The 20,222-nt window shown below is 72.3% G+C and carries 13 protein-coding genes; 4 read left to right on the forward strand and 9 right to left on the reverse strand.

Annotated features, from left to right (window positions below; genetic code table 11):
- Positions 1-144: 144 nt before the first annotated feature.
- From ACF07B_RS28870 to ACF07B_RS28885, 4 genes are all read right to left on the reverse strand, one after another.
- Positions 145-864 carry an A24 family peptidase gene (locus tag ACF07B_RS28870; protein ID WP_024127119.1) on the reverse strand — a complete coding sequence of 240 codons (720 nt, stop codon included), beginning with the start codon at positions 862-864 and terminating at the stop codon, positions 145-147.
- A 153-nt stretch (positions 865-1,017) separates the two neighbouring features.
- The gene (locus ACF07B_RS28875; RefSeq protein WP_024127118.1) at positions 1,018-1,500 is read right to left on the reverse strand and encodes a hypothetical protein; all 483 of its coding nucleotides are present in this window, start codon (positions 1,498-1,500) and stop codon (positions 1,018-1,020) included.
- Between the two features lie 169 nt (positions 1,501-1,669).
- A complete protein-coding gene (locus ACF07B_RS28880; RefSeq protein ID WP_392181104.1) occupies positions 1,670-3,481 on the reverse strand; it encodes a hypothetical protein in 1,812 nt (603 codons plus the stop codon).
- Between the two features lie 3 nt (positions 3,482-3,484).
- Positions 3,485-3,970, reverse strand: coding sequence for a hypothetical protein (locus ACF07B_RS28885; RefSeq protein ID WP_392181105.1), 486 nt, complete (start codon positions 3,968-3,970; stop codon positions 3,485-3,487).
- A 245-nt stretch (positions 3,971-4,215) separates the two neighbouring features.
- Here ACF07B_RS28885 and ACF07B_RS28890 point away from each other — a divergent pair, with 245 nt between their 5' ends.
- Both ACF07B_RS28890 and ACF07B_RS28895 read left to right on the forward strand, forming a co-directional pair.
- Positions 4,216-5,730: a hypothetical protein gene (locus tag ACF07B_RS28890; protein ID WP_392181106.1), complete on the forward strand. Its 1,515-nt coding sequence runs from the start codon at positions 4,216-4,218 to the stop codon at positions 5,728-5,730.
- A 153-nt stretch (positions 5,731-5,883) separates the two neighbouring features.
- Positions 5,884-6,999 carry a hypothetical protein gene (locus ACF07B_RS28895; RefSeq protein WP_392181107.1) on the forward strand — a complete coding sequence of 372 codons (1,116 nt, stop codon included), beginning with the start codon at positions 5,884-5,886 and terminating at the stop codon, positions 6,997-6,999.
- Between the two features lie 120 nt (positions 7,000-7,119).
- Here ACF07B_RS28895 and ACF07B_RS28900 read toward each other — a convergent pair whose 3' ends face one another.
- Together ACF07B_RS28900 and ACF07B_RS28905 are read right to left on the reverse strand one after the other, a co-directional pair.
- Positions 7,120-8,082, reverse strand: coding sequence for an ATP-dependent DNA ligase (locus ACF07B_RS28900; RefSeq protein ID WP_392181108.1), 963 nt, complete (start codon positions 8,080-8,082; stop codon positions 7,120-7,122).
- 90 nt (positions 8,083-8,172) lie between these two features.
- A complete protein-coding gene (locus ACF07B_RS28905; RefSeq protein ID WP_212728705.1) occupies positions 8,173-8,481 on the reverse strand; it encodes a hypothetical protein in 309 nt (102 codons plus the stop codon).
- Positions 8,482-8,741: 260 nt separating this feature from the next.
- Here ACF07B_RS28905 and ACF07B_RS28910 point away from each other — a divergent pair, with 260 nt between their 5' ends.
- Positions 8,742-12,188 (forward strand): DNA polymerase III subunit alpha, encoded by a 3,447-nt coding sequence (locus ACF07B_RS28910; protein ID WP_392181109.1) that lies wholly within the window; start codon positions 8,742-8,744, stop codon positions 12,186-12,188.
- Positions 12,185-13,189, forward strand: a complete 1,005-nt coding sequence (locus ACF07B_RS28915) for a helix-hairpin-helix domain-containing protein (protein WP_392181110.1) — start codon at positions 12,185-12,187, stop codon at positions 13,187-13,189. Before ACF07B_RS28910 ends, ACF07B_RS28915 begins: the two co-directional genes overlap by 4 nt.
- 46 nt (positions 13,190-13,235) lie before the next feature.
- Here the strand turns inward: ACF07B_RS28915 and ACF07B_RS28920 are convergent, their stop codons facing one another.
- The 3 genes from ACF07B_RS28920 to ACF07B_RS28930 all read right to left on the reverse strand — a co-directional run bounded on the left by ACF07B_RS28920 (position 13,236) and on the right by ACF07B_RS28930 (position 20,217).
- A complete protein-coding gene (locus ACF07B_RS28920) occupies positions 13,236-14,522 on the reverse strand; it encodes a hypothetical protein (RefSeq protein WP_392181111.1) in 1,287 nt (428 codons plus the stop codon).
- Between the two features lie 111 nt (positions 14,523-14,633).
- Complete coding sequence (locus ACF07B_RS28925) at positions 14,634-16,274, reverse strand: DUF2637 domain-containing protein (protein ID WP_392181112.1); 1,641 nt, start codon at positions 16,272-16,274, stop codon at positions 14,634-14,636.
- Positions 16,275-16,464: 190 nt separating this feature from the next.
- Entirely contained in the window at positions 16,465-20,217 is a 3,753-nt protein-coding gene (locus ACF07B_RS28930; protein ID WP_392181113.1) for a LysM peptidoglycan-binding domain-containing protein, read from the reverse strand.
- Between the last annotated feature and the right edge of the window lie 5 nt (positions 20,218-20,222).

A 20,222-nucleotide genomic window follows, 5' to 3' on the forward strand; every position in this document is an offset into this window, starting at 1 on the left:
CTGAGCAGGGGAGTTGACCAGGCTCGGTTTATTCCGTGAAACCGCATTCCGGAACGGTGGTGTCAGGTAGAGGCCGTTCCGGGAATCGATATGCAGGAAGAGCTATTACAGGAAGCGGTATTTCCGAGGGCCCGGCGGCGACGGTCAGGCTGTGGTGACGGAGACGGCGAGGGCCCCGATGACCATGTAGGGGCCGAAGGAGACGTGCGTGCGGCGGGCGCGGCGGGCCGTCAGCCGTGCTACCTCCAACACCGCGCCGACGACGAATCCCGCGGCTGCTCCCCAGAACAGTGCCGTCCAGCTGCTCCAGCCCAGGAGCGCCCCGATGGCCGGTGCGAGCTTGACGTCGCCGAGTCCCATGGCGCCGGAGAACGCCATGAGGAGGAAGACGGCGGTGAGCACGCCGGCGGCGGCCGCCGCGCGGCCAAGGCTCCCAGTCTCGCCGGCCAGCGCGGCCGCGGTGAGCAGGATGAGCGTCCCGCCGCAGGCGGGGAGGGTGAGCACGTCGGGAAGCCGTTGCACGGCGAGGTCGATCAGCGCGAGGGCGACACCGCACGCGGCGACCCAGTACTGGGCAGCGGCGAACCAGCCGCTCGCTGCGCCCGCTGCGACCACGGCGAACGCGGCGGCGGCCACCGCCTCCGGCACGAGGGCACGCGGTCCGATCGCCTGTGCGCACGCCGGACAGCGTCCGGAGACGGGCAGTACGGGCAGCCGGCGTCCCAGGACGGCGCTGCCGCAGTGCGGGCAGGCACTGCGGGCGGACGCGGGCGCCGGGACCGAGCGGGCGAAGACCGCAGGGCGGGCCGCAGCACCGGCCAGGGCTCCGACGACGGCGGTCAGGGCAACGCTGAGGGCGGACAAGAGAGACTCCTACGTACACAGCCCGGCCTCACCGTGACGGGCCGGTCTGCTTCGACCTTACGGCTCGCTGCGACGACTCCCTCCAGCCCGCCTCCGTGAGTCCCTACACCGCGCCCGGTGAGGCCGCCGGGCTGCAGAACCCGAAGCGCCGGCTCATGCTCCCCGTCCGCTGGCGTCGAGAGTCTCCGCCAGGCTGAGCGCGGCCAGGACCTGCGCCTGGCCCTCGGCCGGCTGCAAGGTGCCGGCCGCGGTCGCCTCGGCGATCCGGGCCGCGTGTTCCAGTGCTGTGGCCACACCGGTCGGCTCCCGGTAGGTGGTCAGCCACTCGAATCCCGCGCGGAGCGCGGCCGCGAGGTCGCCACCGTGGTCCTCGGGGGCGTTCGTAGTTAACGCTCGGAGCCACAGGTCGGCATGGGACTGCACGATCGCGGCGAAGGGCCGGTAGTCGGTGACGGTGCCACACCGGCCGCCGGCGCCCTCGGGGCCGCGCCGCCCGGTCCAGCTGTTGGCCAGCCAACGGTGACGGTGGCAGACCTCCAGCCGGTAGTCCATCGGCCGGTCCCGTGCCCGGGTGCGGCGTTCGATGACGACGGTCGACGGTGCGGTGCATGTCGTGAGCTGGCGCAGGACCGGCACAGCGGTACCCCCTCCTGGTCGCGGTGAGGGTCCGATCATGGTCATGGAAGGGGGTGCGCCGTCGTCCACGATTGGACGCTACGGCTGTGACCCGGATCTCACTTTGCGGGCGGTGTTCCGCAGCCGGCCGGTCCCGGTGCGGGGTGCGGCGGTCATTTTCGGAAATCGGTCAGCGCGCGCCGGCGGATCCCGGTACGACGCGAAGGCGGCCGGGCTCGGAGCCCGGACCTGTGGGTGGCGTGGGAAGCAGCTGGTAGGGCTGCCACAGTGCGGGGGTTTGCTGGCTGCGCTCCCAGTGCGGGGCGCCGGTCAGGGCAACGATCCGGTGCACGGGGACGTGCAGCGGCAGGTGTCGGCCGCCGGGGTTGAGTGCGATGCAGGCGCTGTCGACGGCTTCGAGCGTCCCGAACAGGGTGGCCCACGAGTGCTGTTCAGCGTCACGGCCGCACAGCACGTCCAGGCGCAGTGCGCTCCAGCGCAGCCAGGGCGCCATCTCCTCCAGCTCGGCTAGGGCAGCCTGGGGGCTGTCGGGAATCCAGCAGCCGTACCCGTCGCGCAGGGCGCTCGCGATGCGGTAGGTGCGTTCCTCGCCCGCTCCGTCGCGCCACGGCCGGTCGGCCGCACGCCGGGCGCGGCGCTGCTCGAGGACCTCGTCCGTCGGGGTGGACGGCTCGCGGTCGCCGTCGCCGGGCAGGAAGGGGAACGCCTGCCGCAGCAGTGCCTCGGCTGCCGCCTGGTCTGCCGCGCCGCCGGTGACCGGGCCGCCGGCGGTGAACCGCGGCTCGTAGTGGGAGGGCTGGGCTGCCTGTTCTCGTTCCAGCTTCGCCACCAGGTGCGCCGGGGCAGCAACGACCGCCGCGTAGGACGGTCCGGCGGTGTCGCCGCCGCTCCAGGACACGTAGTCGTCGACCTCGCGGTGCCCGTGGGGGACGACCGGGCCCAGTACGGGGGAGGCGGCCAGGTAGGCGACCGGGGTGTCGCGGGTGCCGGTGAGCGGCCAGTCGCGTACCAGCAGCAGTCGCGCGGACATGGCGGCGGATTCCGCCTCGAACTCTTCCTCAAGGCGGGTGCACGCGGCTGTCACGGCCTGCGGCCACCACAGGGTCAGCTCGGCGTCCGCCCACGCTGCCGGGTCTGCGTGCCGGTCGCTGGGGGTGCGCGGCGGCACGGGCAGCTGGGTGACGTCCCGCACTCGGGCGCCCTTCAGCTCGTCCGCGACGGCGGCGCGGGCCAGGTCGGCGGACTGCTCGGCGCCACGGCCTCGCGAGCGGGCCGCAAGCCACACCCCGCATACCAGGGTCCACACGTCCAGGCGCGGTTCTGGCTCGTACATCCGGGCCCGCCGGCGCGAGAGGTTGCCGACCGCCGCGCCGATCTGGTCCAGCTCCCGGCGCTGGTCGGTGTCGGCGCAGCGTCGCACCGCGTCCCGGGCGCCGTTGTATGCCTCGACCTCAGGGCACTGGGTGGCGTACTCCTCCAGGAAGCCGCGGAACTGGGCTGCCAGCTGCTGCCAGGCGTCGGCGAGCACGGCGGCATCGGCGGCCAAAGTGGAGTCGGTGCGGGCGGTGTCCAGCCAGCGCCGGAACTGCTCGTCGTCACCCGGTGCCCACCGGGCGGCGTGCCGCGCGTACCCGAGCCAGGTCTGTGGCTCCCGGTCGGTCCGGCAGCGGTCCAGCTGGTCTTGGCGCTGGGCGGCGAAAGCGGCCGCCCGCCACAGGGCATCGGGCGCCTTCGGCAGGACGATGTCGCACTTCTTGCAGATCTGCGCGAAGACCTCGACGAGCGGATGAGTGGAGGCCTCGGCGGCCGGCTTGGCGAACCGGCAAGCGTCGGAACTGAAGCTGCGCAGGTCGGGGTGGGGGACGTGGAACTTCCCGCTGCGGCCGCCGGTCAGGGCCACCCGGATCGCGGCCAGGGCCGGCAGCTCGGTCCCGAGGGCGGCGAGCCCGCGGCCGGAGATCTCAGGGAAGGCCCGCCGCACCGCTCAGGCCCCCGTCGCCGGGGCCATGACCGGGCGCGTGCCCAGAGCTCCGCAGGCGCACGGCGGTGACCCGCCGTCCAGGTGGGCGGGGAAGATCTGCGCCCACGCCAGCAGCGAGGCGGTCCACAGACCACTCAGCAGCTCGTGCACCTCCTCCTCCGACGGGGTCCTGCCGGTGTCGCAGCGCAACATGGCTCGGGCCAGGGCGTGGACGGCGATGTTCACCATCGACTCGCGTTCCGTGCAGCTCTGGCGGAGCGGGTTCTCGCCCGCCAGCGAGAGGCACCGGTACGCCTCCGCGAGCTCCTCGCGAGCCGTTTCGGTTTCGGCGGCGTCCATGGCAGGCAGGATGTCCGCGGCCAGTTCGCCGAGGAACACAGCGGTATGGGCGCCGGCCTCACCGCCGGTGTGCAGGGCGCGGGCGTCGAAGGCGAGCAGGGCCCGCCGCAGAAGGTCTTGGACAGCTTGCGGGGCGGGGGCGGTCGTCACGGGGAAAGCGTACGGGCTGCGCTGCGCCGGCCCGGGGCGTTCTCGGTTGCTCACCCTCCCGAGTGCCGTGACCTGTACGGGCTTTGCAGTCCGTCACGCCCTGATCTGCGGCGGCAACAGCACCTTCTCGGCCAATGCGGGTGGGAAACAGGGCAGGAAGAGCGGCTCTGGCGTGCTGCTTGCCCGGTCCGCTCCATGATCTGGCCTGGGCCAACTCGGCTCTGGGGACGGTGAGGAGCAGCGGTATGGGCGTGAGTGACAGCTATCTGTCCAGGGCGGAGGTCCAGCAGATTCTGGGCATCAACTCCTTCGGGCTGTGGCGCCTGGCACGCAAGTACGACGACTTCCCACAGCCGACCGAGCCGCCGTACAACCCGTTCGCGGGGTTCGGCGAGAAGAAGGAGCCCGAGGAGGTCTGGGACGGCACCCAGGTCTACCGATGGGCGGCGGACACCCCCGAGTTCGCCCACCGCGGCGCCGTCCTGCTGCGCCCGCGGGAGCAGGACCTGCCGGCCGGCCGGTGGGCCGGATTCCAGGACACCGTGCGCGGGCCGGCGCTCGACTGGCACACCGCCGTGGGCACGATCCGCGTCGTGCACTGCGACGATCGAAGGGTCGCCACCGACGTCGCCTCCGCCCTTGCCGCCTCCGGCAACCCGGACAGTGTGGTGACCGTCTGCGCCCTGTACGGGGACATGAGTTTCCGCGGGCCGTCCCTGGTCGCCTCCGACACCGCGCACCCGGGCATCGAGTACGAAGCCGACTGGGGCGACGTCGCCGCACTCGCCGGGCAGGATCTGCCCTGGTGGCCTCACCTGCTGCGCCTGCCCCAGCTGATCCGTGAGTGGCAGCCCGGCGCTCCGGCGGCCGTCGTGGAGGTGCCGCCCAACGCCAACGAGAAGATCTTGCGCCGCGCAGCGCGCAATGACGCCTTCGACGTCACCTCACACCTGGCCGCGACGGACATGGCCAACGACATCCGTAACGAGCGCATCGACCACACCACGCACGACAACGAGATCTTCGGCAAGGAGGGATACGGCGAAACCCGCAATCCCGTTGCCATCGCCGCCGTACCCGACCGCAGCCACCACCCCCTGCCCGTCGGGGGCGAGCGCCAGATCCTCAAGGCCGGCTGGAGCAAGCTCGCCCTGAGCAATCACCCGGAAGCCGTCGCGGCCCTCGAAGTCGCCGTCGGCCGCGAGCCGGCCCTGCTGCCGTTCGGCGCGCTCGCCGAGGTGCCGGTGAGCACCGGCACTATCAGCGACCGGTGGACCCGCCGGCTCACCATGTGCGATCCGACCGCCGCCCACGTCGTCCTCGCCCAGGGCAAGAAGGCGGACGCGTTCTTCATCGACCCGCTCACCGACATGCCCGTCCTGCGTACCCCCGACGACGGAGGGAGGCCGGTGTGGCGCTTCTACGCCCCGCTGTCCCTTCCGGCCGGCGGCGCGGAACTCACCTCGGTCGTGCTGCACCACACGGTGTGGGTCCTGACGAGCGACGACCACGTTCACCCCGCCCCATGCACACCCTCCGAGCACCTGTGGTGGGGCAACGGAGGGGGCGACCGTCCCAGCGAAGCCGCGATGGTCATCGACGCGCTCCTGGACGACCTCGGCGCCACCCTCAACCTCCGCGAGCACTGGAAGGCGCCCAAGGGCCTGACCGCACTCCTCAACGAGGACCACAGGCAGGGCAGCGAACTCACCCGCAGCACCCTGCTGCACGCCCGGATGACCCCGCCGCGTACCAACTGAAACACCCATACCGATGGGTGCGGCCGCGTGCAAGACCGCACCCATCCACCACCTCGACACGGCCACACAGGCACTCTTTTCCCGCGTTACGTGACGAACAGCCCGCCATGCAGTTGAACCGGCGAGAGATCCACCTCTTCGACACAGGCAGGCATGATGGGGAAAAGGGCGCAGCAGAAGCGGGCGGCCAAGCAGGCGAAGCAGCGCACGGCCGCAGCATCGCGGAACACCGCCGTCTTCAACGCGCTGGCGGCGCAGATGCCATGTCTGACCTCCATGGACGACTACGAGCCGATGAGCACGCCGTGGGGTGACTTCACCGACTCCTTCGCGACGGTCGCCGAGGCGCTCGCAGCGGCGGAGGAAGCCGGCGGTCTGCTGTCGTGCTTCGCGTTCGACGACTCCGGTGAGTACGAGCGGGGCTTGCGCCGGGGCGAGGACGGCTGGCGGTACGAGGTGACGCTGTACCCGCGGGGCTACCTACGGGAGCTGGTGAAGACGTCCTGGCTTAGCGCCGAGGACCGGGACCAGGCCGTTGAGCAGCTGCGCCTGGCCCTGTCCGAGTACGTGCCCCCAGGGCTGCGCCGCCCCGACCTTGAGGTCGTACAGCGGCCGTCGACCACCAGCGTGCCCCGCGTCGGCTGGACACAGAGTGTGCCCGTGGCCGGGCTGGAGACCTGGGAGGACGTACGGCTCGCGGAGAAGGACCTGCCGCTGTTCGCCCTCCCACCGCTCGCTGATGGACCCGGCGGCCTCTGCGACCCTCTGCCGGCAGAGATCTTCACCCTGTTCCAGGCACAAGGTCTGGACGCGCACAGCTGCGCCGGCTGCGGTATGCCGGTCACCAACCGGCACCCGCACTGGCCGGACGTGTGGGTCAGCGTGGAGAACGAGTTCGGGCCGTCCTGCGAACGCTCGCTCCTTACCGGAATGGACTCGCCGCAGAGGGTGCCGCACGTCGTCGACGCGACCCAGGCACGGCCCGCCAGGCGGCCGACCGGCAAGGAACAGAAGGTCCAGTGCCGGCACTGCGCCGCGCATGTGACCGAGCAGCATCCCGACTGGCCCGGCGTGTGGACCGAGGCCGGCGGAGACAGTTCGCCGGTCTGCGCGGTGGTCGGCTCCGGATGCGGCGACGCGCAGTCGTACGACCTTGTCGACTGCGTCTATCCGCACATCCCGGCCGGCGAAGACAGCCCGGCCGCCGCAGCCATCGCCGCAGCCCAGCAGACGGGCTACTTCCACCAGCCCCGGCCCGTCCTGTTCTGACCCGCAGCGCGCCAGGGCCCCGAACGGGGCCTCGTGGAGTGAGGCACCGCCTATGCGCGGGCATGTCCCGGTGACGTGCCCGCGCCATCAGGCCGCGCAGGCTGGCGAAGCACCCGGAACCTAGACCTCCCCCGAGGTCATGTCGTCACGAATTCGCAGGAAGCGCACGGGGTGCCGGTACGTTCCCAGGTCCACAGCGGTATCGACATCGATCTCGGCGACGAGGTCGGGTACGACGGTCTGGAAGATGAGCGGCTCGGAGGCGCCCCACCCGGCGGAGAAGCGACGGCCGTGCCAGGGGTGCTCCTGCCCGGCGGGGCGCAGTGCGACGCCCAGTTCGGCTGACGCGGGCCGGGACAGCGGTGTGGAGCGGGCGATCAGCTGGAGCCGGCCGGTGGGGTCGAGACGGCCGAACAGGAGGCTCTTCGGAGCGTGGACGGTTCCGGTGACCGCTCCGATGATCCCCTCCGCCGTCGTGCGCGTCCGTAGCTTCTGCCACCCGCGCTCTCCGGGCCGGTACCGGGAGCCCGGGTCCTTGATCATGACGCCCTCGACGCCCACTGTGCCCCAGGCCGGGTCCAGCCAGGACAACGCGGTCTCCCGGTCTGAGGTCTGCGGGCACAGGGCCCAGGGGGCGGCCAGCCGGCGCGAGGTGAAGAGGTCCTCGAGCGCAGCCCTGCGCCGGTGAAGGGGTTCGTTAAGGAGGACGGTTCCGGCGACTTCCAGGAGGTCGAAGACGATCAAGTGGGCGGGTTCCTGGCGGGCGGCGTGCTCCGCGGTGGCTCCCCGGCGGCGGGCTCGCCGCTGAAGGGCGGAGAAATCGAGCCCGTGCTCGCTCCACACCACCAGCTCCGCGTCCAGGACCGCCTCGACACCCAGGGCGGCCGCGGCCCGGACGATCTCCGGGAACGCTAGCCCGAGGTCCGCGCCACGCCGGGACTGGATGTAGGGCGTCGGGCGGGCGAAGACGAGGGCTCGGTAACCGTCCGCCTTCTGTTCGAACAGCGGCGGCCTTGATCCGGCGCGGGGCAGCGCGGTCACGGAGCGGGCCAGCATGGGCTCGACGGGCGGCGAGAGGTGCACCCTCCACTCCTACGCGATCCGCCCCACGCCCGCCCTTCGGCCGGCGGCCGGGTCTCGGTGCCGATACGGCCGGATGCGCCTGCTGCTGGCTCAGGCGTGGCTGAGGATGACCAGCAGCGCGGTGCCCTCGGCGAGCACCTGGACGGTGAGCGCCGCCTGCCGCATCCGTACGGCCGGCGCGGCCAGTGCGACAAGCAGCGCCACCGTTCCGACGCCCGCACTCCCCTCGAACACCCAGCTGGGCAGGCCGGGGGTGCACTGCTCGCCGTAGGTCACGCACCGGGAGGCCTGCTCCGAGGCCAGCGTCAGGATCCCGGTCACCACAGCTGCCGGCACGAACAGGAGTGCGGCCAGGGCGGCCCACAGTCGTGTGCGCTCCCTCGGGGCCGGAGACTGCACAAGGCGAGCGGAAACGGGTGCGGAGGCGTTCATGCCCCCATCCAAGGTGGGCGGCCGGCGCCGCACAGCCGATCGGCTACTCAGATCTCGGGCGTCACGTACTCAGACATGCGGTCCTGCCCCCTCTGTACACATCCCTCGCGACCCTGGATGGCCGAACAATGATGTCCGGAACTCGCATGTTCGAATTAATGTTCGATACAGTCAAGAGTGGCTGGATCGGTTGGTACTGGTTTGGGGGTATCTGGGCGGAGGGTGTCATGCGAGGAGGCGTCCCACACCTACACGTCAGCAGTGGGTTTTCGGCCCGCTACGGCGCCTCACACCCGCGCGACATCATCGCCCGAGCCGCCGAACGCGAGATCGGGACGGTGGCGTTGACCGACCGCGACATGGTCACCGGCACCGTGCGCTTCGCGAAGGCCGCCGCGGCCGCCGGAGTGAAGCCTGTATTCGGCGTCGACCTCGGCGTCGCCGCCCATGTCCCACCGGCCGAGGTACGCCACCGGGCCCCAGTACGCGGCGGCGCCCATGTTGCGGAGGCTTCCTTCCGGGCCACGTTCCTGGCCCGGGATGCGAGCGGATGGGGGCGGCTGTGCCGGATGGTGTCCTGCGCGCACGCTGAAGCCTTCCCCGCGGGCAAGCCGCCGACAGCGTCGTGGGAGATGCTCGCCCAGCACGTGGGCGATGGCCTGACGGTGCTGCTCGGTCCCGCATCGGAGCCCCTGCGCGCCCTCGCCGCCGGCCGCCCGGACGTCGCCGAACGACTCCTCGCCCCCTGGCGGCAGATCACCGGCGACGGACTGCGGCTGGAGATCGTGTGCTGGGGCCTGTCCGGCACCGGCCCGGGCTCTGTCCGCCTCGCCGCGCACACCCTGACGCTCGCCGACCGCCTTGCCATTCCGGCCGTTCTGACCAACGCCGTCCGCTACGCCGACCAGGACCAGCACCGGATCGCGGACGTGCTGGACGCGGCCCGGCAGCTGAGGCCCATCGACCGGCGGCGCCTGGACTGCGGTGAGCGCTGGCTCAAGGACGGGCCCGCGATGACCGAGATCGCCGGGCGGGTGGCGGCCGCCGCCGGGGCGGACCGGCGGCGCGCCGAGCGGCTGATCGCCGACACCGCCCTGGTCGCGGACGCGTGCGACGTCGACCCGGCCCGGGATCTGGGGCTCGGGGTGCCGCACTTCCCCGAGCCCTCCGTGGTCGGCGCCGAGCCGGGGCCTGACGGGGCCATGCGGCTGCTGCGGCAGCGGTGCGAGAGCGGCATGGTCGCCCGCGGCCTCGACCGTGACCAGCGCGCGATGGACCAGCTCGACTACGAGCTCGGCATCATCGGCCGCCTGCACTTCGAGCCGTACTTCCTTGCCGTGGCCCAAGTCGTCGCCGATGTGCGGGACATGGGCATCCGGGTCGCTGCCCGCGGCTCCGGCGCCGGCTCCATGGTCAACCATTCGCTCTTCGTCGCCACCGCGAACCCGCTGGAGCACCGGCTGCTCTTCGAACGCTTCCTCAGTGAGCGGCGGACGTCGCTGCCGGACATCGACGTCGACGTCGAGTCCGCGCGGCGCCTGGAGGTCTACGACCGGATCATCGACCGCTTCGGACGGCAGAGGGTCGCGGTCACGGGCATGCCCGAGACCTACCGAGCCCGGCACGCCCTCCGGGATGCCGGCCTCGCGCTCGGGCTGGCGCCGGCCACCGTGGACCGGATCGCGAAGTCCTTCCCGCACATCCGCGCCTGCGACATCCGCTCGGCCCTCACGGAGCTCCCCGAGCTGCGGCAACTCGCTGCTGAGGCGGAGCAGTTCGGGCCGCTGTGGGAGCTCGCCGAAGGACTGGACGCCCTGCCGCGCGGAATCGCCATGCACCCGTGCGGGGTGATCCTCTCCAACATCAGCCTCCTGGACCGGCTGCCGGTGCAGCCCACGCCGGGCGGCGAGTACCCGATGCTCCAGGCAGACAAAGAGGACGTCGAGGACATGGGCCTGCTTAAGCTCGATGTCCTGGGGGTCCGGATGCAGTCCGCCATGGCCCACGCGGTGAAGGAAATCCGCCGCACGACCGGCCGGGCGATCGACCTCGACAACGCCGACCACGTCCCGCTCGACGACCGGTTCGCTTTCGCGCTCATCCAGAACTCCGACACGGTCGGGATGTTCCAGCTCGAGTCGCCCGGCCAGCAAGATCTCGTCGGCCGGCTCCAGCCCCGCGGCCCGCAGGACGTGATCGCGGACATCTCCCTGTTCCGCCCGGGCCCCGTCCAGGGCGGCATGCCCGCCCTCTTCATCGCCGCCCGCCACGGCGCCGCACCCGTCTACCCGCACCCCGACCTGGAACCGGTCCTGCGCGACACGTACGGCGTGACGATCTGGCACGAACAAATAATCGACATCCTGGCGGTCATGACCGGCTGCGACCGCGCGCTGGCCGAAGTAGCCCGCCGCGCCCTCAGCGACGAGCAGCGCCTGGCGAGGGTCGAGGCTTGGTTCCGGCAGCTCGGCGGGGCCCGCGGCTACAGCCCGACCGTGCTGGACAACGTCTGGGAGATCGTCTCGTCGTTCGGGGCATACGGATTTTGCCGGGCCCACGCGGTGGCGTTCGCCGTACCGGCGCTGCAGTCCGCGTGGCTCAAGGCCCATCACCCCGCCGCGCTCTACGCGGGGCTGCTGGAGCACGACCCGGGCATGTGGCCGGCCCGGGTGATCGTCGCTGACGCCCGCCGCCATGACGTTCCCGTCCTGCCCGTCGACATCAACCGTTCACAGCCGCAGTACACGGTCGAGCAGACCGCATCCGGCTGGGGCGTGCGGATCTCTTTCGCCTCGGTGCACGGCATCTCGGACGACGAGGTCACGAGAATCGCCGAGGGCCAGCCCTTCACCTCCCTGCAGGACCTCTACGCCCGTGCTCACCCCAAGCTCCCGACGGTCGAGCGACTCATCCGCATCGGCGCCCTCGACCCGCTCAAGGGGGAGGCGTCGCGGCGGGACCTGCTGCTGCAGGCGACCGAACTCCACCGCCAGACCCGCAGCCGGCCAGGCGTCGGCCAGCTCCAGCTGGACACCCCCCTCGACGCCGCCGGCCCGTCCGGGCTGCGGGAGATGACCGCCCGCGAGCGGCTGGACGCGGAGCTCGGCGTCCTGAAGATCGACGTCTCCCGGCACCTGATGGAGGACCACCACCGGCTGCTGCGCGAGATCGGCGCCACCGACGCCAAGCACCTGCGCGCCATGCATCCCGGACAGCGCGTCCTTGTCGCCGGCGTCCGAGCCTCCACCCAGACTCCGCCGATCGCGTCCGGGAAGCGCATCATCTTCGTCACCCTCGAAGACGGCTCCGGACTCGTCGACCTCGCCTTCTTCGAGGACTCCCACGAACGGTGCGCGCACACGATCTTCCACCACGGCCTGCTCCTCGTCCGCGGCACCGTCGAAGCCCGCGGACCCCGGCGCACCGTGGTGGGCGAGATGGCCTGGGACCTCGACGAGCTCGCCGCCGCCCGCGCCACCCACGGGCCGCAAGCCGTCCTTGACCTCCTGGGCCAGGCCCCCGCGCCCACCCCCGCCCAGGCCAGCCCGTCGCGGACGATCCCCATCGGCACTACGGGCGCCCTCATGCACCCCTGGAGCGATCTTCAGCCCGCCGGAAGCCGATCAGCCGACCTCACCCGCTTCGGGCACAAGAGCCAAGGGAGCGCCGGATGACCCCTGCCAGGAACCCGCGGCCGCGCGCGATTCTGCGGATCCACTTCCATCCCGTGGAGCGCAACGACGAGCTGTACGGACACCTGCTCACCGTGATGAACGGCATCAGCCCCCGCATCGAGCCGCTGCCCGCCGACTGGTCCGCCTACGTCGACCTCACCGGCGCCCTCACCTTCTGGGACCGCGATGTCGAAGGCCTCATCGCCGTGCTCCGCCTACGCCTGCTCGCGCTCCATGGCGTCCAGAGCTCGGCCGGCGCCGGTCCCACGCGCGGTATCGCGGCGATGGCCGCGGACGCCACCCCGCCCGGCGCCGCCACGGTGGTCGTCGACGACCCGTACGAGATCGCTGCGTTCCTCCGCCCGAAGCCGACCGCCGCCCTGCCCGGCATCGGCCCCAAGACGGCCCGCACCCTCGCCCGCTACGGCATCACCACCGTCGGCGACATCGCCGACACCCCGCTCACCACGCTGCAGCGAATCCTCGGCACAGGACCGGCCCGGCAAGCCCACGACTTCGCCCACGGCCGCGACGAGCGCCCCGTCGTCCCGGGCGCCGCCCCCAAGACGATGAGCGCCGGACACCGGTTCGACGGCGACGAGCTCGATCCTGACCGGCACCACCGCACGGTCCTCGGCCTGGTCCAGGAGCTCGGCGCCCGGCTGCGCACGGCCGGCGAGATCACCCAGGCCCTCACGCTCACCGTCACCTACGCCGACCGCACCCAGACCACCCGCACCAGCAGCCTCACCGAGCCGACTGCCCACACCCCCGCCCTGGCCGCCGCCGCCCGCGACCTCCTCGCCGGCCTCGGGCTCCAACGCGCCCGGGTCCGCGCGCTCGCCCTACGGGCGGAACGCCTTCGCCCCGCCGAGTACGCCGTCCACCAGCTCACGCTCGACGATCGCGACGAGAAACTTCTCCGCCTTGAGGCTGCCCTCGACAGGGCACGTCGCCGCTACGGTCCCGGGATCGCAGGGGCCGCATCGACCTTCGGGTGATTCCGGCCCCGAGTTCTCGCCCCGGGGACACAGACAATGTCCGGCCTCAGCACCCGTACCGGTCGAGGACCTTCCGGGTCGCCTGGTCCAGCGGCCGGAGCGGGTGGGTTCCGCCGTCCTGGGCCGGCCCCAGGCGCAGCGTCGTCTCTCCGCTGATGGGGGTGACGACGAGCACGCCGGCCTCCGTCGTGGCCTGGACCGCGTCGTGCCGGTAGGGGGAAGCCGCGAGGCAGCTGTTCGCGTACTGCCGGTCATACCGGTCGTACGGCCCGGCGAAGTAGTACTCGGCCACGGGCCCTTGCCCCTGCCACACCACGAATGCCATCAAGCCGGCGACAAGTCCGGGCACCACAGCCCGGGGGCCGGGTGCGGCAATCAGCTTCGGCCCGTGCCGGACGATCAATCCGGTCCCGGTGCAGGCGATGAGGCTGGCCGCCACGAACAACAGGGTGAAGTAAGTCCCGAGGTCGGCTCGTTGCCCGAAGGTGAGCGGAAGCCCGGTGCATGCGAGCACCAGCCAGCCGAGCCCGGCCAGCGTCGCAGCCTGAAAGACGCTGAGCTTGGCCGGCCACTTCACCCGGTGGGGCACCAACTGCTGCTCACGGCCCACCCAACGCCCGGCCCCGCGCAGCCGCCCCGGCTGCGGTGCGACGCCTCCGGCCCGGTGCTCGACAAGGAGGGCAAGGACTGCGTCCCCGAAGGCAACGGCTCTGGTGAGCACCGCGAACCGGTCGCTCGACAGCCGCGTGAACTCAGCCTCACGGCCGGGCTGGATGCGCATTCCGCTGCCTCGGGGGAAGGCACGGTTGAGCGGGTGTCCCGGGTCGGGGAAGCCGGGAAGCGTGGGCGCCGACCGGCCACCACCGCCGACCAGATCGGCGACTGAACGGCCCGTCCGCTCGGGAATGAACGACTCGTACAGCCGGTCCACCTGCCGCTCGCCATGGAGGCTGGCCTGCAGGGCCTCGGCCTGCTCGACGACCGCGGTGAGGAGAGGATCGGTCGGGGCGCTGCGCATCTTCTCCAGAGCGCCGTCCCGGGGAATGGCCCGCCACACTCCGCCGAGCCGGTCCACCGTCCGGGCCTTCCACGCATCGCGGAAGTACGGCCAGATGCGGGCGACCGGTAGCCGCCGGGGCGGCCGCCGGTCGCTCAGGTGGGCACGCAGCAGCATGCCCGCGCTGCGGAGATAGTCGGTCTCGGCCGCATAGGAGATCGCGACGGCGGTCGTCCGCTCTGTGCTCGGAGCGTCGTCCACGCGCTGGGCGGCTGCTCGGGCGGCGTCACCCTGGGCGCTCAACTCGGCGATGGCCCGATGCCAGTGGCTGCTCACCGGCCGCCCCCTCTGTCCCCGGTCTGGTGTCGCCCTGAGGTTACCCGCACGGTCCGACACAGCAATCTCCCCGGCCAGGACCACCGGCCGGGGAGGTCGTAACCGCAGGGGTCAGGCCGCCACTGCGTGACTGGAGTCAGCCTGCTGCTGGTGGCTGGACCAATTCAGGTCGACGTGGGTGGCACCCTCGCGGACCAGGATGGGTCCGTGCGTCCTCTCCAGTCGGCGGTACTCGTTGCCGCCCGAGTTCGGGTTCTTGTAGCCGGCCCACTTGCCCAAGTCGGCTTGTGTCAAAGCCACACCCGCGGCCTGGTGAGCGACATAGATGCGCTCGGCCCGCTGCCGCTGGGACAGGTTCGGCGGCAGCACCGACAGGTCGATCTCGATACTCACCCGCTCTCGTGCATCCTCCTCTGCGTCCTCGTCCGGCGGGGTGTCGTGCTCCGGGTCCGGCTCGTCCTGGTCCAGGTCGGCAGTCTCGTCACCAGGCAGCAGCTCGTCCTCGTCAGCCTGCTTCGCGGGCTCGCCCACCTTGGAAGCCTCGACAGGGTCTGCCGCGCCCTCCCGCGACCCCGGCTCAGCCTCGCCCGGCTGGCCTTCGGGCGCACGCTTCGCGGCGAGGTCGCCGGATTCCGGCGCAGAACCCATGCCCTCGGGCTCCGGCTCCGGTTCGGTCATGGCCGCAGCTGCAGGCTCCGCCACCGGCTCGGGCTCCGGCTCCGGTTCGGTTGCTGCCGCTGTAGGAGCTGCCGCCGGCTCGGGGGCCGGGCGCGGCTCAGGCACTGCGGCGGGCGCCGGGGCCGCGGTCGCCGGTGCCGCCGGTGCGGGTTCGTGCGGTACGGCGCCGGGTTCGATGGCCGCGGCCGCCGGCGGTGCCGGCGCGGCCACTGTGGGCGCAGGCTCCTCGGCCTTCTGGGCGGCAGGCTGCACGGGACCGGCGGTCAGGGCGTTCATGGGCACCGTGGTGACGGCCGGGGGCGCGGCAGTCTCGGCCCGCTCCACGGTCACCTCGGCCGTGGCGGGCGCAGCCGCCGACGGGCGGGGGCGCTGGGAGCCGATCACGCGGACGTTGTCGACGGTCGCCAGGAGCTCGGACCGCCACGCCTTCCACATCTTCACCGGCGCGCCGATCGGCCAGGGCAGCCACAGCAGCAGGCTGTAGTTGCGGTCGCGGTCGGCCTTGCGGCGCTTCTGCCGACCCATGATCACTTGCTCGATCTTGAAGAGCAGCATCTCGAGCAGCACCGCGTACACCAGCGGGGGGACCATCGCGAGGAAGGCGGAGCCGGCGCCCGCCTCGGGGGCGTGGAGGAGGTTCATCGCCGCTGACGCGGAGACGAACCCGAGCAGCAGGATCCGCGTGATCGCGCTGGAGCGCAGGGTCAGAGCCTCGAAGAAGCGGATCAGGCTGAGGCTGAGGGCGCCGGCGTCCAGGAGCAGCGCGAACCCTGTCGCGGCGTCCCAGTCGCCGCCGTTGTGGGCGTGGGCGTACTCGCGCTGCGCCCCGAAGGAAAGCCAGGCGGCGATGCCGGCGAGGACGAACATCATCAGGCAGCCGACGCCGAGCGCGATCACGGCGAGGCGGCGCTGCCAGGCGTTGCGGCGCTGGAGGGCGAGCTGGGTGCGCTCCTCGGCGGTGGCGTTCTGCTCGGCGGCTCTGCGTCGGTTGCCGAACACCATGGCGACGGTGGCCGCGGCGCCGATTCCGGCCACGGCGAGGCCGGCGGGCAGCGCCCACTGGATGGTGGTCATCGCCGTCCTCCTTCCCTGGTGTGGCCCGCCGCGGTGGTGGGCCCGGCGGGCGGGACGGCGGCGTTCTGCCGGCGGCGGCTCATGTGCGCGGTCTCCTTCGTCGGACGGACGGCCGAAAGGGCCCCTCGCTCTCTACAGGTGCGATCGAGCGGTGCGGTGTGACACCGGAGGTCGGTGAATCTGAGACGCGTCATGAGGCCGCGGACCCCAAAGTGGGCTGGATCCTCTCGCCCTTGAGGAGCGTGCGCAGCAGGCCCACGGTCTCGGGCGAGGAGTCGACGCCTTCCTCGGCGTTGATTCGGGCCAACTGGGCGGCGGCGCGCTCCAGGCCCTCCCGGTCGCCCATCTCGTGGCAGATCGTGAAGAGGTCCCGGTAGAGCAGCTCGCTCTGGGAGTCGACGAGCATGCCCTTGGTGACGGCCTGGGCTGCCGCCCGGTAGTCGCGGATCTGGCGGCGGCGTTCAGCGAGTTCGTGGGCGACGTCGACGATCGCGCTGATCATCTCCTGGATGTCGGCCTCCGCCCAGCAGTACTTGGAGGGGTCGACATCCGCGAAGGGGCGGCCGCGTACGAGGGCCAGGGCGTGGGCGAGGGCGACGTCGGCGTCCTGCCCGTCGTGGTGCATGCCCTGCTGGTACAGCTCCTTGAAGCGGTCCCAGTCCGAGGTGACGGCGGGGCCGAGCCGGTAGACGCCTTCGGTGACCGCGGGAAGGTAGGCGCCCCGGGGGTCGTCGGCGGGAAGGTGGGGGTTGGGGCCGAGCCAGGAACGCAGCCGCGAGATCGCGGTGTTGCGGGTGCTGGAGGTCTTTCGCAGCCCGGGCCAGATCGCGTTGTCGAGGTCCTGGCGGCCCAGGCCCGGGTGCAGCACGAGCCAGGCGGCGATCTCCAGAAGGTGGTTGTGCCGGTTGCTGCCCACCCGGCCCTGCGCGCCGGCCAGTTTCACCGGGCCGAGGACCTGGACCTGGGGGCCTGCGGGCTCGGCCGGCGGGGTGGCCAGCGCGGCCAGGACGGTGGAGGTCGCGGCGCTGGGGCGGGGGATGATCCGTGCTTCGGTCGCTGTCGCGGCTGTCGTGGTCTCGCCGAGCGCGGCCGCGGTCAGGCCGGACTCGTCCTCGTTCTCGTCGGGCGACGCCGGGGAGTCGTCCTCCTGCTCGCCGAGTACTTCGTCGAGGACCTTTTCGAAGTCCTGCTCCGGCTCGGCGCTGTCCCACACCTCGGCACCCAGCGCGGACGCTTCCTCGGGGTCGCCGTCCTCAGCAGGCTCGCCGTCCTCCCAGTCGGTGGGCTCACCGGCGGCGTTGCTGTCGGTGTGCTCGTCGGGCTGGTCGTCGGGGGCGGGGGAGCCCGCGACTGCGGGGGACAGGGCGCTGCCGTCCTCCTCTTCCTCCCAGCTGTCGCCGTTTCCGCTCTGGGCGTCGTCGTCGATCAGGGCGGGGGAGAAGGCGGTGAAGGCCGGCAGAGCGGTCGCCAGGCCGCTGCCCTGCGTGGCGACCGTGGTGGTCATTGCAGGGGCGGCGCTGGTCTCCGGAGCGAGCGCGGAGTCCTCGCTGACCGGAACGGTGGGGCGGGGCCCGTTGGTGTCGGCCGACCCGGTGTGCCCCGTCCACGCCGGCGGGGGGACGTCGTCGGTGCGGCTGGAGGTGGCGATCAGCTGGACGAGCCGGTCGTAGGAGTCGTCGTCCAGGTGCTGGAGCTTGACCGCCAGGTCCAGGTCGGGCAGTTCGACGGTGGTGCCGGGCTGGGCGGGCAGCGTCCAGGCGCCGGGCAGGTCGAGTTCGCCGCCCGCGGCGGTGACGACCGCGACCGAGGTGCGGGGCCGGGAGGCGAGGAGGTCCTCGAGCTCGGCGACGGCCGGGCCCGTGGGCGGGGCGGTGGCGATGAGGATGCGGGGGATCCACGTGTCGCCGCCGTCCTCGCCGAGCCGGGCGGCCCGCAGGTGGTCGTGGCCGCCGTCGGTGAGGGCCTGGCGCTGGAAGGCGTCGTGCGCCTGGAGTTCGGTGGCGGCCGGGCCGAGGTCTGCGTGGTGCTCGATCTGGTCGGGGTAGAGGTGGTGCAGGTCGCTGCCGGCGCCGGCGAGGACGATCTGCGTGTCGGGCGCCAGCTTGGAGGAGGCGAGTTCAACGGCGAGGGCGAGCATGACCGCGCGGACGTCGGCCGGACTGCCGGCCAGGCGCAGCAGGCCGATGCTCTCCAGGTTGACCAGGACCGCGTCGCCGTCCTCGGTCTCGCCGAGGCTCACCAGGGCCGGGTAGGGCGCGGTGATGTCGGCGGCCTCGTCTTCGTCGAGGAGGTTCGCGCCCCGGGTGGGGCACGACCACACGGTCGGGTTGTCCTCGTGCTCGGAGAACGGTTCCAGCGGCGGGGTGGCGGCGGCCAGGTGGAGCTCGACTCCGCGCGCGGTGATGCGCATCGCTTCGACTTCCGGCAGGGGCCGGCCGGCTTGGCTGCAGTTGGCAGCCAGGGTGCGCAGGGCGCGGTCGGCGAGCGCGGTGCCGGTGATGTCGGACGCGACGCGCAGCTGCTTTTCGAAGTCCGCGGTGGCACCGGAGGGCATGGGGATGCGCCGCTTGGGGCGCCGTCGGCGCTGCTGGCGCGCGCGACGGGTCGCGATGACCGCGAGGACGGCCGCGGCCAGGATGCTTCCCGCCGCGGCGATCGTCTGCACGCTCTGGTCCCCGCTGTCGGAGCCGTCCGCGGTGTCGTGGGCTTGGGGTGCCTGGGTGGGCGTGCCGTGCTGTTCGCGATCGGGCGCGGGGGTGTGCGCGGAGGGCTGCTGGGTGGGGGTCTCCGGCCGGGCGGTCGGCTGCTCACCGTCCTGGGCGTCCTTGTCAGTGCCCTGGCCGGGGGTCTGGGCAGTTCCGCCCTTCTCCCCGTTCTCGGCGCCCGGGCCCGGCTTGTCCTGGGCGGGCGGCTGCGTCTGGTCAGAGCCAGGTTGGTCTTCGGCCTTGCCCTGGTCCTTGCCCTGGTCGGTGGGCTGCTCGCGCGGCGGCTGGGCCTCGTGCGGCTTTGAGTCGCTTTGGTCGCTGCCGGCCGCGGCGGGGATCTGCAGTTTCCAGCCGGGGTAGATCTCGTCGGGGTCGCCGAGGGTGCGCCCATCGGCCTGCTTCACGCCCTTGTTCGCTTCGACGATCCGGGGATAGTCGTCGGCGTCGCCGAGCTCGTCCTCGGCGATGCCGGTCAGCGTTTCGCCGGCGCGGACGGTGTGGGTCTCGGCCGCGGCCTTGGAGCCGGCGGTCTGCGGACGGGCTCCGCCGTGATCGGCGGCGGGTGCGGCGTCGGCGGGAAGGCGCAGGGTCCAGCCGGGCTGCAGGACGGTGGTGTCGGCGGTGACGAGGGAGCCGTCTGCTTGGCGTACGCCTTCGTTGGCGTCGACGATCCGGTGCCACTCGATTCCGGCACCCAGGCGCTTCTCCGCGATGTCCCAGAGCGTGTCGCCGTCCTGGACGTGGTGGACGGGGCCGTCCCAGGCCGCGGAAGAAGAGGACGCAGCCTTGGTTGAGGTGGCCGTTGTGGAGTGGGCGTCGGCGGTGACGCTGGCCGTGGCCACGGTGGCGGGGGCGGCGCTGGCGGGAGTTGCCATCGCGGTGCCCGCCGGCAGCAGGACGAGGATGCCGCCGACGAGCGCGCCAGCGAGCTGCTGGGATCCGCCCAGCAGGCGGATCCGGGGCGCCCGGACGTGGCGCAGCGCGGCGCCCGTCTCCAGGACGACCGAGGCCACGAAGCTGAGCCAGCCGTACCAGCCGATGAGGGTGATGGCGCCCAGGAACAACTGGCCGGAGTCGGGACTGGTGAGCGCGGCGGTGATCTCGTCGAAGCCGGGGACGTGGTCGGGCAGGACTCCGATGCCGAGTAGAACGGCGGGCACGCCCACCAGGAGCGCGACCAAGGCCACCAAGGCGACGAGCGCACGGACCAGGGTGGCGGCGGTACTGCGGTTTCTCATGATCG

The sequence above is a fragment of the Streptomyces sp. NPDC015532 genome (genome assembly GCF_043078065.1).
Taxonomy (GTDB): Bacteria; Actinomycetota; Actinomycetes; order Streptomycetales; family Streptomycetaceae; genus Streptomyces.

Coding starts and splice junctions, on each gene's coding strand:
- ACF07B_RS28890 (WP_392181106.1), top strand. CDS start 4,216: ATGGGCGTGAGTGACAGCTATCTGTCCAGGGCGGAGGTCCAGCAGATT.
- ACF07B_RS28895 (WP_392181107.1), top strand. CDS start 5,884: ATGATGGGGAAAAGGGCGCAGCAGAAGCGGGCGGCCAAGCAGGCGAAG.
- ACF07B_RS28910 (WP_392181109.1), top strand. CDS start 8,742: ATGCGAGGAGGCGTCCCACACCTACACGTCAGCAGTGGGTTTTCGGCC.
- ACF07B_RS28915 (WP_392181110.1), top strand. CDS start 12,185: ATGACCCCTGCCAGGAACCCGCGGCCGCGCGCGATTCTGCGGATCCAC.
- ACF07B_RS28925 (WP_392181112.1), bottom strand. CDS start 16,274: ATGACCACCATCCAGTGGGCGCTGCCCGCCGGCCTCGCCGTGGCCGGA.
- ACF07B_RS28930 (WP_392181113.1), bottom strand. CDS start 20,217: ATGAGAAACCGCAGTACCGCCGCCACCCTGGTCCGTGCGCTCGTCGCC.